General features: G+C 72.2%; 15 protein-coding genes and 1 pseudogene. 10 read left to right on the top strand and 6 right to left on the bottom strand.

The annotated features are described in order from the left end of the window. Positions 1–93 precede the first annotated feature (93 nt). The gene (locus NLX85_RS14625; protein ID WP_254335326.1) at positions 94–513 is read left to right on the top strand and encodes a hypothetical protein; all 420 of its coding nucleotides are present in this window, start codon (positions 94–96) and stop codon (positions 511–513) included. A gap of 25 nt (positions 514–538) precedes the next feature. Continuing rightward, entirely contained in the window at positions 539–868 is a 330-nt protein-coding gene (locus tag NLX85_RS14620) for a DUF3817 domain-containing protein (RefSeq protein WP_254335324.1), read from the top strand. 10 nt (positions 869–878) lie between these two features. Here the strand turns inward: NLX85_RS14620 and NLX85_RS14615 are convergent, their stop codons facing one another. After that, positions 879–1,397 (bottom strand): DUF6232 family protein, encoded by a 519-nt coding sequence (locus tag NLX85_RS14615; protein WP_254335322.1) that lies wholly within the window; start codon positions 1,395–1,397, stop codon positions 879–881. A 492-nt stretch (positions 1,398–1,889) separates the two neighbouring features. Here NLX85_RS14615 and NLX85_RS14610 point away from each other — a divergent pair, with 492 nt between their 5' ends. Continuing rightward, positions 1,890–2,858: a C40 family peptidase gene (locus NLX85_RS14610; protein ID WP_254335320.1), complete on the top strand. Its 969-nt coding sequence runs from the start codon at positions 1,890–1,892 to the stop codon at positions 2,856–2,858. A gap of 72 nt (positions 2,859–2,930) precedes the next feature. Here the strand turns inward: NLX85_RS14610 and NLX85_RS14605 are convergent, their stop codons facing one another. The 3 genes from NLX85_RS14605 to NLX85_RS14595 form a co-directional block, all read right to left on the bottom strand. After that, positions 2,931–3,920 carry an RNA polymerase sigma factor RpoD/SigA gene (locus tag NLX85_RS14605; RefSeq protein WP_189197923.1) on the bottom strand — a complete coding sequence of 330 codons (990 nt, stop codon included), beginning with the start codon at positions 3,918–3,920 and terminating at the stop codon, positions 2,931–2,933. 462 nt (positions 3,921–4,382) lie between these two features. Next, on the bottom strand, positions 4,383–5,330 hold the full coding sequence (gene murQ, locus NLX85_RS14600) for an N-acetylmuramic acid 6-phosphate etherase (RefSeq protein WP_254335318.1): 948 nt from the start codon (positions 5,328–5,330) through the stop codon (positions 4,383–4,385). Next, the gene (locus tag NLX85_RS14595; protein WP_254335316.1) at positions 5,327–6,241 is read right to left on the bottom strand and encodes a MurR/RpiR family transcriptional regulator; all 915 of its coding nucleotides are present in this window, start codon (positions 6,239–6,241) and stop codon (positions 5,327–5,329) included. Before NLX85_RS14595 ends, murQ begins: the two co-directional genes overlap by 4 nt. 310 nt (positions 6,242–6,551) lie before the next feature. On the opposite strand from NLX85_RS14595, the gene NLX85_RS14590 reads away from it, so the two are divergent. After that, a complete protein-coding gene (locus tag NLX85_RS14590; protein ID WP_254335314.1) occupies positions 6,552–7,238 on the top strand; it encodes an SDR family NAD(P)-dependent oxidoreductase in 687 nt (228 codons plus the stop codon). Here NLX85_RS14590 and NLX85_RS14585 read toward each other — a convergent pair. Continuing rightward, positions 7,223–7,954 (bottom strand): dTMP kinase, encoded by a 732-nt coding sequence (locus tag NLX85_RS14585; protein WP_254335313.1) that lies wholly within the window; start codon positions 7,952–7,954, stop codon positions 7,223–7,225. The genes NLX85_RS14590 and NLX85_RS14585 overlap by 16 nt on opposite strands. Between NLX85_RS14585 and NLX85_RS14580 the strand changes: the two genes are divergently transcribed. The 5 genes and pseudogenes from NLX85_RS14580 to NLX85_RS14560 all read left to right on the top strand — a co-directional run bounded on the left by NLX85_RS14580 (position 7,942) and on the right by NLX85_RS14560 (position 10,518). Further along, positions 7,942–8,688, top strand: a complete 747-nt coding sequence (locus NLX85_RS14580) for a nucleotidyltransferase (protein WP_308210726.1) — start codon at positions 7,942–7,944, stop codon at positions 8,686–8,688. The two genes, NLX85_RS14585 and NLX85_RS14580, sit on opposite strands and share 13 nt — an antisense overlap. A gap of 56 nt (positions 8,689–8,744) precedes the next feature. Continuing rightward, a complete protein-coding gene (locus tag NLX85_RS14575) occupies positions 8,745–8,954 on the top strand; it encodes a hypothetical protein (protein WP_229791949.1) in 210 nt (69 codons plus the stop codon). A gap of 10 nt (positions 8,955–8,964) precedes the next feature. Further along, a pseudogene (locus NLX85_RS14570) lies at positions 8,965–9,742 on the top strand (metallophosphoesterase). Next, complete coding sequence (locus NLX85_RS14565; protein ID WP_168215290.1) at positions 9,733–9,876, top strand: GPGG-motif small membrane protein; 144 nt, start codon at positions 9,733–9,735, stop codon at positions 9,874–9,876. The pseudogene NLX85_RS14570 and the gene NLX85_RS14565 overlap by 10 nt, the downstream one beginning before the upstream one ends. Positions 9,877–10,023: 147 nt before the next feature. Then, a complete protein-coding gene (locus tag NLX85_RS14560) occupies positions 10,024–10,518 on the top strand; it encodes a TspO/MBR family protein (protein ID WP_254335308.1) in 495 nt (164 codons plus the stop codon). 36 nt (positions 10,519–10,554) lie between these two features. On the opposite strand, the gene NLX85_RS14555 is transcribed toward NLX85_RS14560, so the two are convergent. Beyond that, entirely contained in the window at positions 10,555–11,331 is a 777-nt protein-coding gene (locus NLX85_RS14555; RefSeq protein WP_189197859.1) for a M23 family metallopeptidase, read from the bottom strand. A 262-nt stretch (positions 11,332–11,593) separates the two neighbouring features. On the opposite strand from NLX85_RS14555, the gene NLX85_RS14550 reads away from it, so the two are divergent. Continuing rightward, a complete protein-coding gene (locus NLX85_RS14550; RefSeq protein ID WP_254335306.1) occupies positions 11,594–12,934 on the top strand; it encodes an ABC transporter substrate-binding protein in 1,341 nt (446 codons plus the stop codon). Positions 12,935–12,959: the final 25 nt, after the last annotated feature.

Genomic DNA, 12,959 nt, shown 5'->3' with positions numbered 1-12,959 from the left:
GTCTAGACGGATGCCCAGCCGGGGTGCCACCAAACCCTCGCCACCTACGACACCGCGTCGGAGACGGCCGGCGGGCCCGGTACCCTCGGTGGCATGAAGCGGCTCTGGACACCGGCGTGGATCGCCCGCCACGTGGCCATGGTCGTGCTGGTGGTGGGCTTCCTCGGGCTCGGCTGGTGGCAGGTCACCCGGGCCGCCGGGGGCAACACGCTGAGCTTCGGTTACGCGATCGAGTGGCCGGTCTTCGCCGGCTTCGTGGTCTTCGTGTGGTGGCGTGAGCTGCGACACGCGCTGCGGGCCTCGCGCGAGGAGCGGGGCACTCCGGCGCCGCCGGCGGCCGCCGGATCCGAGCCGGACGTCGCCGCCCCGGCGGTACGCCGGCCGGTGCGGGTCAGCCGGGTGCCGGCCGTACCGGTCGGCGGGGCCGACGACGGCGAACTGGCCGCGTACAACCGCTACCTTTCCTGGTTGAACGCCAACCCGGGCGCGAAGCCCGGCGACTATCCCGGCTGAGGCCGGTGCGGAAGGACGGACGACGGTGGGCGGAGCCCTTACCCGGTACCGCGTGATCGCCTGGATCGTGGGCGTCGCGCTGGTGGTGCTGGTCCTGATCGGGATGCCGCTGAAGTACGGCTTCGACAACCCGACCGTGGTGGCCGTGGTCGGCACCGCGCACGGCTGGCTCTACATGATCTACCTGGCGCTCACCTTCGACCTGTCGCGCCGGGTCGACTGGCCGCTGAAGCGGATGCTGCTCGTGATGCTCGCCGGCACCGTGCCGTTCGTCTCGTTCTACGCCGAGCGCCGGGTGAGCCACTGGCTGGCCGCCGAGCAGCCGGCCCGGGCCCCGGAGCCGATCGCCGGCTGACCCGGGGCGGTCAGCGGTTCGGCCGCCACGCGGCGGCCGCGGGCGGGTCCGTCCAGCCGCCGTGGCGCACCCCCTCCCGGGCTCGTTGCAGGGCCCGGGTGACCTGGCCGAACTGCCGCTCGTCGTCGCTGCTGAACAGCAGCACCTCGGCCCCGCGGAGCCGCCCCCACAGCTCGTACGCCGGGGGCCGCCAGCGGTCCCCGACCAGCACGAGCAGCAGCGGCAGCAGCCCGACCGCGCCCAGCGTGAGGTATGCCGCCGCGGTGAGCCGTTGCAGCCCGCCGGTGAAGCCGAGCAGCACGCCGACCGCGCCGATCAGCGCGGCGGAGACGGCGACCGCCCGGAGGGCGAGCCGGTCGTGCGGACCGCGGGCGGTCCAGAGCTGGGTGATGTCGGCGACGGGCCAGCTGTTGCGGCCGACGGTGAAGCGCTCGCCGGTGACCACGATGCCCGGTCGGGCGTAGAGCAGGGTCGGTGCGGTCGCGCCCGGGGACCGGGGCGGGCGGGTGGTGGAGCCATCGGTCTGCACGGCGGCCTCCAGGGGATCGCGGGCCGGGCCTCCGCGCCGCCGGCGCTGCCGTACGGCGGGATTCCCGGCCTCCGCGCCTCATTGTGTTGCGGGCACGCCACCCCGGCCCGGCGTTTTCCCTGGCCACCCGCCCGCCGACCGGAGACCGTCGCGCCGGGAAAGCAGAGTGATTTCCGTCTTTATCACGACTTTGCGGCGCGTTGCCTGGCGACATCCGCCCAGAACGACGAATCCGGCGAGTGGCGCGTTCCGCCCAGCCGGCGTCCGCGCCGCGACGGCCCGGCCCCGAACCGGTCACGAAGCGTCATCAGTACCGGCGGCACTTCCTGACACTTTGCCAACTTTCGCCCCTGCTTCAACTGCCCGTCACTCCGGTCACGGGTTAGGTTGGGCAGGCCGGTCCGGTCGACCGCCATCCACCAGGGTGGCCCCGGGCCGGTGTCGCCGGGTCGCCCGCCGCCCCGGTGAGAGTCGGAGAGGAGCCTTCCGCTCTTGTCGTCCTTACGGATCCTGCTGCGCTCGCTGGCGGTGGCCGGCCTCTCGGCCGCGCTGCTCGCCCCGGCGTCGGTGGCTCGGGCCGAGCCCACCCCCGCCGAGCTGACGAAGCAGATCGAGAAGTCCTCGACTGAGCTGGAGCGAATCGTCGAGTCGTACAACAAGCTCAACGAGGAGATCAAGGCCAACAAGGCCACCGCGGCCACGTTGCAGGCCAAGATCGGCCCGTTGCAGGAGCAGGCCGAGCGGAGCCGCGCCGACGTGGGCGCCATCGCCGCCACCGCGTACAAGACCGGTGGCATGCGCACCGTGCAGGCCCTGCTGGAGCCCGGCGGCCCCGCCACGCTGCCGGACCGGCTGGGCACCCTGGACCAGCTCACCCGCCAGCGGCAGCAGACCATCGCCGGTTTCACGGACACCCAGCGCCAGCTGATCGACCAGAAGACGCGGCTGGACGCCACGCTCGCCCGGGAGGCGGCGCAGGCCAAGCAGCTGGTCGCCGGCAAGAAGAAGATCGAGGCGGACCTGGCCCGCCTCTACGAGCTGCGCCGGCAGGCGTACGGCCGGGCCACCGAGACGCCCGCGAAGTCGAGTTCGGCCGGCAGTGCCCCGGCCATCTCCGGCTCGGCCGGCGTGGCCGTGCGCTACGCCTACGGCGCCATCGGCAAGCCGTACGTCTGGGGCGCGGACGGACCGGACGGTTACGACTGCTCCGGGCTGACCCTGGCGGCCTGGCGGGCCGCCGGCAAGTCCCTGCCGCACAACGCGGCCATGCAGTGGGACGCCACCTCACGGATCAGCCGCAGCTCGCTCCAGGCCGGTGATCTGGTGTTCTATTCCGGGCTCGGCCACGTTGCGCTCTACGTGGGCGGCGGTCAGGTGATCGACGCGCCCAGCGCCGGCCGCAACGTGCTCAAGCGGGACATGAACATGATGACGATCGCGGGCTACGGCCGGGTGCGCTGACCCCCGACAACAGCGAACGGCCGGCGTCCCCCTATCGGACGCCGGCCGTTCGTCGATTCCATTACTACCAGCTCAGGCCGCCTGCAGCCCCTCGGCGCGGGCCAGCTCACGGAGCCGGCCGAGGGCCTGGATCTCCAGCTGGCGGATCCGCTCCCGGGAGAGCGAGAACCGCGACGCGACCTCGGTCAGCGAGTGCTCGCGCCCGTCCTCCAGGCCGTAGCGGGCCCGCATGATGCCGGCCGAACGGTCGTCGAGGTGGTTGAGCAGACCCTCGATCCGCTGCCGCTCCAGGCCGGTGAGGACGATCTCCTCCGGCGACGGGGCGTCGCTGTCGGCGACCAGGTCGCCGAGGTTGGTGTCGCCGTCGTCGCCTACCGGGGTGTCCAGCGAGACGGTGTCCTGCGACCAGCGGCGCAGCTCGTTGACCCGCTCGACGGTGACGCCGAGCGCCGCCGCGATCTGCTCCGGCTCCGGGTCGCTGCCCAGCTCACGGGTGAGCTGCCGGGCCACGTTGCGCATCCGGTTGACGTCCTCGACCAGGTGCACGGGCAGCCGCACCGTGCGCTCCTGCTGGGCGATCGCCCGGCTGATGGCCTGGCGGATCCACCACGTCGCGTAGGTGGAGAACTTGTAGCCCCGCTCGTAGTCGAACTTCTCGACCGCCCGGACCAGGCCGGTGTTGCCCTCCTGGATGAGGTCCAGCATGGGCATGCCCGAGCGCACGTAGCGGCGGGCGATCGAGACGACCAGCCGCAGGTTGGCGCGGATGAACAGGTCCTTCGCGCGCTCACCCTCGACGACCAGCCGCTCCAGGTCCTCCCGGTCGACGCCGTCGGGGACGCGGTCCTCGCCGAGCAGGTGCTCGGCGTACAGGCCGGCCTCGATCGCCTTGGAGAGGTCGACCTCCTTGGCGGCGTCCAGCAGCGGCGTCCGGGAGATCTCGTGCAGGTAGACGCCGACCAGGTCCCGCTCCTCGGCGACCTCGTCGGTACGCATGCCGATGTTCTTGTCCACGATTGCCACGGTCCCCTCGCTCGCGCCGGTTGCCCGGTTCCTTGCCATCCCCACGTTCATCAGCCCTCCCCGTAACCTCCGCTGTGCCCGTAGGTGCTGACACCTACACAACAGATGAGACGCGTCGGGGATTCCATGTCGTGAGTCGAAACTGTCACGAATGCCTGAGTAGTAGCTGAGAGCCCGGTCCATGTTTGCTGTCAGGACCCCTGCTCGGGTGGCCCGCGTACGCCCCGGTCGAAGGGCGTCGGAGCAGCGGCGTCCTCGTCCGCCCATGAAATCGCACCATTGCGAATTCCATGAACACAGCGACCCGCGTCACCGCGACATTGCGATCCTGGTCACTGCGAGATACGCGCCCGCCGACCGGTCGGTTCAGCCTCGGGTGAGGATTACCCCACGCCTGGTGGAACAATCCGCAGCGCGCGGGACGTCCCGCACCGCCACGTGACACGCGTCGCACCGCCAGGCGCGGGCCCGGCCGGGAGGGGATCCGGGCGGGCGGCCGCGTCAGGAGGCGAGCAGGGCGAGCGCGCCGCGTACCTGGTCGGCGGAGCGGGCCAGGGCGGCCCGGGCGGCGGAGACCTCGGCGCCGGACACCAGCGAGACGAGGGCGGTCTTCAGGTCGCCGTCGGCCTCGTTGAGGGCGCTGCGGCAGACCTCCTCGGCGCAGCCGGTGGCCTCCATGAGGATCGAGATCATGCGGCCGCGCAGCTTGGCGTTGGTGGCCACCATGTCGATCATGAGGTTCGAGTAGACCCGACCGAGGCGCACCATCACGGCCGTGGAGAACGTGTTGAGCACCAGCTTCTGCGCGGTGCCCGCCTTCATCCGGGTCGACCCGGTGACCACCTCGGGTCCGGTGTCCACCCCGATGAAGACGTCCACCGTCCCGGCGGCGTCGGCCTCCGGATTGGCGCAGAGCAGCACGGTCGCGGCCCCCTGCGCCCGGGACGCGGCGAGCGCCCCGAGGACGTACGGGGTGCGCCCGCTGGCGGCCAGCCCGACCACCAGGTCGCCGGGGCGTACGCACTCGGCGGCCTCGGCGGCGCCGCCGCGCTCGTCGTCCTCGGCGTCCTCGACGGCCCGCCACATAGCCTCGGGGCCGCCGGCCAGGTGGGCGCAGAACCAGTGCCGCGGCGAGTTGAAGGTGGGGGCCAGCTCGGCGGCGTCCAGCACCCCGAGGCGGCCGGAGGTGCCGGCGCCGAAGTAGTGCACCCGGTTGCCGCCGCGCAGCGCGGCGACGGCCAGGTCGACGGTCTCGGCGATCTCGTCGAGGACGGCGGCCACCGCGGCGGGCACCCGCCGGTCCGCCTCGTTGATGACGGTGAGCACGTCCCGGGTCGACATCAGGTCGAGGTCGAGGCTCTGCGGGTTGCGCCGCTCGGTGGGGGCGCCCACCCGGACCACGGGCCGCATCGGGGCCATCTCGTCCCGCTCCACCCGTCCTGCCGTCATGCCCGCCTCCGGCCGGCGCCCACCCGGTGCGACTGGACCGCCTCGGCGGTGGCCTCCAGCGCCTTCCTGGCCTTGGTCCGGTTCCGCGCCGCCACCCCGACGAAGAGGCAGTCGACCACGGTCAGCTGGGCCAGCCGGCTGGCCATCGCGCCGGAGCGGTAGGTGGTCTCCCGGGCCGCGGTGGTCAGCACGTGGTCGGCGACGTCGGTGATCGGCGAGCGGGGGAAGTTGGTCAGCGCGACCGTGGTGGCGCCCCGGGCGCGGGCCTGTTCGAGCACCTCGATGACGTCGGAGGTGGTGCCGGTGTGCGAGATGCCGACCGCGACGTCGCCGCGGCCGAGCAGGGCGGCCGAGGTGAGCGCGGTGTGCACGTCCGGGAAGTAGAAGGCGGTGCGGCCGATGCGGTGCAGCTTCTGCTGGAAGTCCGAGGCGACGAAGCCGCTGGCGCCGGCGCCGTAGACGTCGATCCGGCCGGCCGCGACGATCGCCTCGACAACCTGCTCGCAGACGGCGGGATCGAGCTGCTCGGCGGTCTCCTCGACGGCCCGCGCGTCGTTGAACGCGATGGTGGCGATGATCTGCGCCAGGTCGGCGCCGGGCGGGATGTCGCCGCCGACGACCCGGGCGTCCGGTGGCTCGACCCGGCGGGCGGCCTCGGCGGCGAGCCGGATGCGCAGCTGGGGGTAGCCGTCCATGCCCACCGACCGGCAGAACCGGATGACGGTGGCCTCGGATGTCTCGGCGGCGGTGGCGAGGTCGGTGATGGTGCGCCGGGCGGCGTCGGCCGGATCGGAGACGACCAGCCGGGCCACCCGCTGCTCGGCCGGGGACAGCGAGGGGAGCAGCCCGCTGATGTGGACGATCAGTCCACCGGGCTCGTGACTCGCAGAAATCTTCGGACTCTTCGCCACGGATGAAACTTACTTTCATGAGGCGTGACCGTCAACCATGACGGCGCGTATCGGGAAAAGTACCGCCTTCCGCGCCCGCCCCCCGCGCCAAGGGTCCCATTCCCGCAGCCCCGCCGCCTCCTCCGGTGCGGTCGACTCCGCCCCGCCGGCCGACGGGCGGTTCCGCCGTCGCGCCCGCCGCACCGGCCGGACGGCCTCGCCGGGGTCACCGGGTCGGCCGGTACGGCACCCCGACCGGCATCGACCAGCGTCGACGGCTCCGGTCGCGACCCGGTCACCGCCGGGCCGGCCGGGCGGCTAGCGTGTGCCCATGGCGGAACGGACGGTGCTGGTGACCGGTGGCACGGGCGGGCTGGGCGGTGCGGTCACCGCCGCCTTCCTGACGGCCGGCTGGCGGGTGGTCGTACCCGAACGGGAGGGTGGCGGGGCAGCACCGGCGGCCGGACCGGTCCGCGTCGTGGCGGACCTGCTCGACCCCGCCGGGGCCGCGCGGGCGGTGGCCGTCGCCGCCGCCGAGCCGGCCGCGCCGCTACGGGCCGTGGTCAACCTGGTCGGCGGGTACGCCAGCGGCGGGCTGGTGCACGAGACCCCGATCGAGGAGTTCGACCGGATGCTGCGGATCAACCTGCGCCCCACCTACCTGGTCACCCAGGCCGCGCTGCCGCACCTCGTGGAGGCCGGCGGCGGCGCGGTGGTCTGCGTGTCGGCGCGGGCCGCCGTGGCCCCGTTCCCCGGCGCGGCCGGCTACGTCACCGCGAAGGCGGCCGTGCAGGCCTTCGCCAACGCCGTGGCCGTGGAGTACCGGCAGCGGGGTGTGCGCTGCAACACGGTGCTGCCCAGCGTGATCGACACCCCGGCCAACCGGGCCGCCCAGCCGGACGCCGACCACCGGCGCTGGGTCCCGCCGGCCGAGATCGCCGCGGTGATCCGCTTCCTGGCCTCCGACGAGTCGGCGCCGACCAGCGGGGCGAGCATCCCGGTCTACGGGCGGGCCTGAGCCGGCACGGGTTCGCCGCGCCCCTCCCCGCCGGACGGCGGCCGGGTGTCGTCCGGGCCCGGATCGGCCGGCGGGGGCGGATCGCCGGGGAGCCACTCGGTGAGGTGCGCGCGGATCCGCCGGGACACCTCCTCCGGGCTGCCGCTACCGTCCACCACCACGAAGCCCGCGTACTCCGGCAGGGTCCGGTACGCGGTGGCCGCGGCGCTGAGCCACTGCATGCTCTCGTGGTCGGTGCCGCGCCGCTCGATCCGCCGGTACGCCTCGGCCGGGTCCACGGTGAGCAGGAAGGTGACCCGGGGCGGCGGGAAGACCCGGTAACCGGCCCGGGCCAGCCGCTCCCAGCGCTGCCCGCCGTGCGCACGGATGCTGGCGTACTGGCAGGCGGACCAGCGGTCCATGACGGCCGTCCGGCCGGTCACCAGGCAGCTCAGCAGGGCGAGCGCGATGGCCAGCCAGCGGAGCACGGACTCCACGGCGAGCAGGCCGTTGCGCCCGACGAGCCGCTGGGCGTCGGGCCGGCCGACCCGCTGGGCCAACCGGCCGAGCCAGCGGCGGCCGCCGGCGTTGCGGTGGTAGGTGGCGGGGTGGCCCGCGGCGGTGAGCGCCTCGGCGAGCCGGTGGGCCTGGGTGGTCTTGCCCGAGCCGTCGATGCCGATCAGGGCGACGGCGCGCAGTCGGGCCGTGCCGCGCCGCACCCGCAGTGACCTGGCCACCCTGCCGAGGTTATCCGACCCGTGCTCGCCTTCGGCGGTTTGTCCACATCTGTCCCCGGCACGTCGGGCCGCGCCCGCTACAGGTGTGGCCGACCCGTTCGCCGGGTACGCAACTTCATTCCCACCGCCACCTACGACGACGGGAGACCCAGATGGCCGAGCGCGGGGACGAGACCCTGGTGCACACGCTGAAGAAGGTCGCCGCCGTGCTCAAGCAGTCCGAGATCCCCTTCGCGCTGGGTGGGAGCTTCGCCGTTTACGCCCACGGCGGCCACTCCAGCGAACACGACGTGGACTTCCTGATCCGGCAGCAGGACGTGGACCGGGCCCTGGAGGCCCTGGTGGAGGCCGGCTTCACGGCCGAGCGCCCGCCCGAGGACTGGCTGGTCAAGGTCTACGACGAGGGCCGGATGGTGGACCTGATCCACCGGCCGATCGAGACCCCGGTGACCGAGGAGACCTTCGCCGACACCATCGTGCGGCCGGTCGACGCCATCCACATGCCGGTGCTCTCGGCCAGCCAGCTCATGGTGCACAAGCTGCTCAGCTTCTCCCAGCACTACTGCGACTTCGCCCGGGCCCTGCCGCTCGCCCGCTCGCTGCGGGAACAGATCGACTGGGAACGGGTACGGAAGGAGACGCAGCACTCCCCGTACGCCGAGGCGTTCCTGGTGCTGCTCGACCGGCTCGACGTGCTGCCCGGCGGCGCGTCCGGAGGAAGGGAGACCCCGTGACCGGACAGCACGGCGGCGCGCCGCCCGACGAGTACGTCGAGGCGGAGATCCAGAGCATGTTGGCCGAGGACCCGGACGTCGCCGAACAGGGCATCACCGTGGTGCGCCGCGAGCGCGGCCTGGTGCTCTACGGCGAGGTGGAGAGCCCGCACCGGCGGGAGGAGATCCTGCGCCGGGTGGCCGAGCGGTTCCCGGACCTGCCGATCACCAGCGACATCGGCGTGATCCGCACGCAGGCGCCCACCCAGGTCGAGGAGCTGCCGTGAGGGAGGTTCGATGGTGATCCGCATCGCCGCCGTCGGCGACGTGCACCTGGACGAGGACGTGGTCGGCCGGTTCCGGCCCGCGCTGGAGGAGCTGCCCGACTGCGCGGACGTGCTGCTGCTCGCGGGTGATCTGACCCGGCACGGCACCGAGTCCGAGGCGCGGTGCGTGGCACAGGAGTTCGGCGACCTCGGCGTGCCGGTGCTCACCGTGCTCGGCAACCACGACCACCAGTGCGACCAGGTGCCCCAGGTGGTCAAGGTGCTGGAGGACGCCGGGATCACCGTGCTGGAGGGGACCGGGATCGTGCTGGAGTGCGCCGGTAGGCGGCTCGGCGTGGCCGGGGTGAAGGGCTTCGGCGGCGGGTTCGCCGGGCGGTGCGCCAGCGACTTCGGCGAGCCGGAGATGAAGGCGTTCGTCCGGACCACCAACGAGAGCGCGGACGCGCTCGGCGAGGCGCTGCGCGGGCTGGACTGCGACCTGCTGGTCGCGCTCACCCACTACTCCCCCGTGCCCGACACCCTCGCCGGCGAGCCCTTGGAGATCTACCCGTTCCTCGGCTGCTACCAGCTCGGCCAGGCGATCGACTCGGCGCCCACCGCGCTGGCCCTGCACGGGCACGCCCACCACGGCAGCGAACGGGGCACCACCCCCGGCGGCGTACGGGTCCGCAACGTCGCGCACCCGGTGATCAAACAGGCGTACAGCATCTTCCACGTCGGTGATCATCTCGGCTGAGAAGCAGGTTTCCCGGATCCGACGGACGGGTATCCAGCCGACATGGAGCTGATTCTCTGGATTCTCGCAGTCGTACTGGTGGTCGCCGGCATCCTCGCGCTCTTCCGCCGGCAGATCCTCTGGGGCGTCGTCCTCATCATCGTCGGCCTGTTGGTCGGCCCGGGCGGCGTCAGCATCTTCAGTTAGCCGTTCGACCTCCCACCACCCCTGACCCGCCGGGGTCGCCGGGTCCGAACCTCCGTCCTCCCAGACAGGAGCGTCCGGGCCCGGCGACCCCGGCGCTGTGCTGCGCCGGGCCGGTTTGTCCAGCCGGCGGGCGGGGCATCCGGCGGTATGACGATCTCGGGAAGCATCCGGCGGGTCGGGCGCGGCCGGAGGTGGTGGGCGCTGCTGGGCTTCGGCGCCGCGGTCACCGTCGCGGCGGCCGTCGGCGCGCTCGGGGTGCGGGGCACCCAGGAGGAGTACGCCAGCCTCGACCAGCCGGCGTGGGCTCCCCCGTCCTGGCTCTTCGGGCCGGTCTGGACGGTCCTCTACGCGCTCATCGCGGTCGCGGGTTGGCTGGTCTGGCGGCAGGCCGGCTGGGGACCGGCGCTCGGCGCCTGGGTCACCCAACTGGTCCTGAACGCCATCTGGACGCCGCTCTTCTTCGGCGCCGGCCGCTACGGCCTGGCGTTCGCCGAGATCGTGCTGATGTGGCTGGCCATCGGGGTCACCGTGGCGCTGTTCCGGCGGGTCTCCCGGCCGGCGGCGCTCCTGCTGCTGCCCTACTGGGCCTGGGTGACGTTCGCCGCCGCGCTCAACTTCGCCATCTGGCGGCTGAACGGGTGAGCGGCGCGGGGCCGACGGCCCCGCGCCCACCTCGGGTCAGCAGCGGGGCACGCCCGGGATGTAGCCGTCGTAGCCGGTGTAGACGTACGCGTCGGAGATGTACCGGCCGGAGCCGATCCGGTCCCAGATCGAGCTGGTGCCGTAGGTGCCGGTGACCGAGGTGCCACTGGTCTGGCAGTAGATGGTGACGCTGGCGCCGTCGGCCACGGTGCCCACCGCGCTGTAGCCGGTGCCCGGACCGGACCGGACGGTCAGCGCCACGCCGGAGGTGGTGTTGACGGTGCCGGCGCCCGTGTTCGAGCCGGCGCAGCCGTTGTCGCTCGTGTAGGTCTTGGTGCCCCAGTAGAGGGCGAGCGCACCGTTGAAGCGGACCTGGATGTCGTTGCCGCTGAGTCGCTGCTCGTAGTGCAGGTGCGGGCCTGTCGAGCCGCCGGTGCTGCCCACGTAGCCGATCACCCGGCCGTAGCCGACGACCTGACCGACCGAGACGTTGAAGCTGCTCAGGTGGGCGTAGTAGGTGGTGTAGCCGTTGCCGTGGTCGATCCGGACGTACTTGCCGTAGCTGGTGCCGCCGAGGTCGGTGACCCGGTCGACGGTGCCGGGCGCGCTGGCCACCACCGGGTCGCCGAGGTCGTCCGTGCGGTTGAAGTCGATGGCGTAGGCCGGGCTGTGGTCGGACCGGGTCTGGCCGGACCAGGACTGGTTGCAGGGGAACGGGACCTTGAACGTCGGCGCGGCCATGGCCGGGGCCGCCGGCACCAGGGCCACGAGGACGGCCGCCACCGCCGCGAGGCTGAACCAGCGCTTGCGCATCCATTGCCTCCTATGTTGAAAGTTTTCGATCCGCTTCGGACAGCGTGGCAGAAAGTTCCATCGATGGGAAGAGGGCGTCGCGGCAGGTCGTCAGCGGAGCGTGGGAGCGTGCCCACGGCCGGTGAGCGGGTTTCGGGATTGTTACCGGGCCGTGTCCGGCAGGGGGTGGACCGGACGCGATGCAAGCGCTTACATGTGGGGACGACCATCGGACCGGCGCGGGTTCGATTTCCCCCACGCGCCGGCAAGGAAGGAGATCGGCATGGCGTTTGCCAGATCGCGCCAGGCTCTCGCGATCGCCGGCGTTCTGGGGCTGGCGCTCGGCGTCACCGCCTGCGGCACCGGCAACGACAAGAAGAGCGGCAACGCGAGCAAGCCCGAGTGCGCCGCATATGAGAAGTACCAGGGCCACGACGGCAAGAAGGTGACGATCTACTCGTCGATCCGGGACATCGAGGCCGACCGCCTGGACCAGTCCTGGAAGCAGTTCGAGGACTGCACGGGCATCGACATCGACCACGAGGGCTCCGGCGAGTTCGAGGCCCAGCTGGGCGTCCGGGTCGACGGCGGCAACGCCCCCGATCTGGCCTTCATCCCGCAGCCCGGTCTGCTCAAGCGGTTCGTCGACTCGGGCAAGATCAAGGAGGTCGGCGCCGACACTAAGGGGCTGGCCGAGCAGAACTTCTCCCCCGACTGGCTGAAGTACAGCACCGTCAACGGCAAGCTCTACGGCGTGCCGCTCGGCTCCAACGTGAAGTCCTACGTGTGGTACTCGCCGAAGACCTTCAAGGAGAAGGGCTGGAGCGTCCCGACCACCTGGGACGAGCTGATCGCCCTCAGCGACAAGATCGCGGCGAGTGGCACCAAGCCGTGGTGCGCGGGCATCGAGTCCGGTGACGCCACCGGCTGGCCGGCCACCGACTGGATCGAGGACGTGCTGCTGCGCACCCAGGGCGTGGAGGTCTACGACCAGTGGACCACCCACGGCATCCCGTTCAACGACCCGAAGGTCGCCGACGCGGTCGACAAGGCCGGCAGCATCCTCAAGAACGAGAAGTACATGAACGGCGGCTTCGGCGGCGTGAAGAGCATCGCCACCACCTCCTTCCAGGAGGCCGGCACGCCGATCACCACCGGTAAGTGCGCCATGCACCGCCAGGCGTCCTTCTACGCCAACCAGTGGCCGCAGGGCACCAAGGTGGCCGAGGACGGCGACGTCTTCGCGTTCTACTTCCCGGCCGTCGACCCGGCCAAGGGCAAGCCGGTGCTCGGCGCCGGCGAGTTCGTCTCGGCCTTCGCCGACCGTCCCGAGGTCCAGGCGGTGCAGACCTACCTGGCCTCCGGCGAGTACGTCAACAGCCGCGCCAAGATCGGCGACTGGCTGTCGGCGAACAAGAAGCTCGACATCAACAATGTCCCGAACCCGGTGGACAAGCTCTCCGTGCAGATCCTCCAGGACCCGAAGACCGAGTTCCGGTTCGACGGCTCGGACCTGATGCCGGCCGCGGTCGGCGCGGGCACCTTCTGGAAGGGCATGGTCGACTGGATCAACGGCAAGGACACCACCACGGTGCTGAACGGCATCGAGGGCAGCTGGAAGTGATCTGAGGCGGTGGCCCGGTCCGCGA

Source organism: Micromonospora sp. A3M-1-15 (assembly GCF_024213425.1).
Lineage (GTDB): Bacteria > Actinomycetota > Actinomycetes > Mycobacteriales > Micromonosporaceae > Micromonospora > Micromonospora chersina.
The sequence above is the reverse complement of the archived record's forward strand: the minus strand, read 5'-3'. Positions and strand labels throughout refer to the sequence as shown.

Coding starts and splice junctions, on each gene's coding strand:
- NLX85_RS14625 (WP_254335326.1), top strand. CDS start 94: ATGAAGCGGCTCTGGACACCGGCGTGGATCGCCCGCCACGTGGCCATG.
- NLX85_RS14605 (WP_189197923.1), bottom strand. CDS start 3,920: ATGGCAAGGAACCGGGCAACCGGCGCGAGCGAGGGGACCGTGGCAATC.
- murQ (WP_254335318.1), bottom strand. CDS start 5,330: ATGACGGCAGGACGGGTGGAGCGGGACGAGATGGCCCCGATGCGGCCC.
- NLX85_RS14590 (WP_254335314.1), top strand. CDS start 6,552: ATGGCGGAACGGACGGTGCTGGTGACCGGTGGCACGGGCGGGCTGGGC.
- NLX85_RS14575 (WP_229791949.1), top strand. CDS start 8,745: ATGTTGGCCGAGGACCCGGACGTCGCCGAACAGGGCATCACCGTGGTG.
- NLX85_RS14565 (WP_168215290.1), top strand. CDS start 9,733: ATGGAGCTGATTCTCTGGATTCTCGCAGTCGTACTGGTGGTCGCCGGC.
- NLX85_RS14560 (WP_254335308.1), top strand. CDS start 10,024: ATGACGATCTCGGGAAGCATCCGGCGGGTCGGGCGCGGCCGGAGGTGG.
- NLX85_RS14555 (WP_189197859.1), bottom strand. CDS start 11,331: ATGCGCAAGCGCTGGTTCAGCCTCGCGGCGGTGGCGGCCGTCCTCGTG.
- NLX85_RS14550 (WP_254335306.1), top strand. CDS start 11,594: ATGGCGTTTGCCAGATCGCGCCAGGCTCTCGCGATCGCCGGCGTTCTG.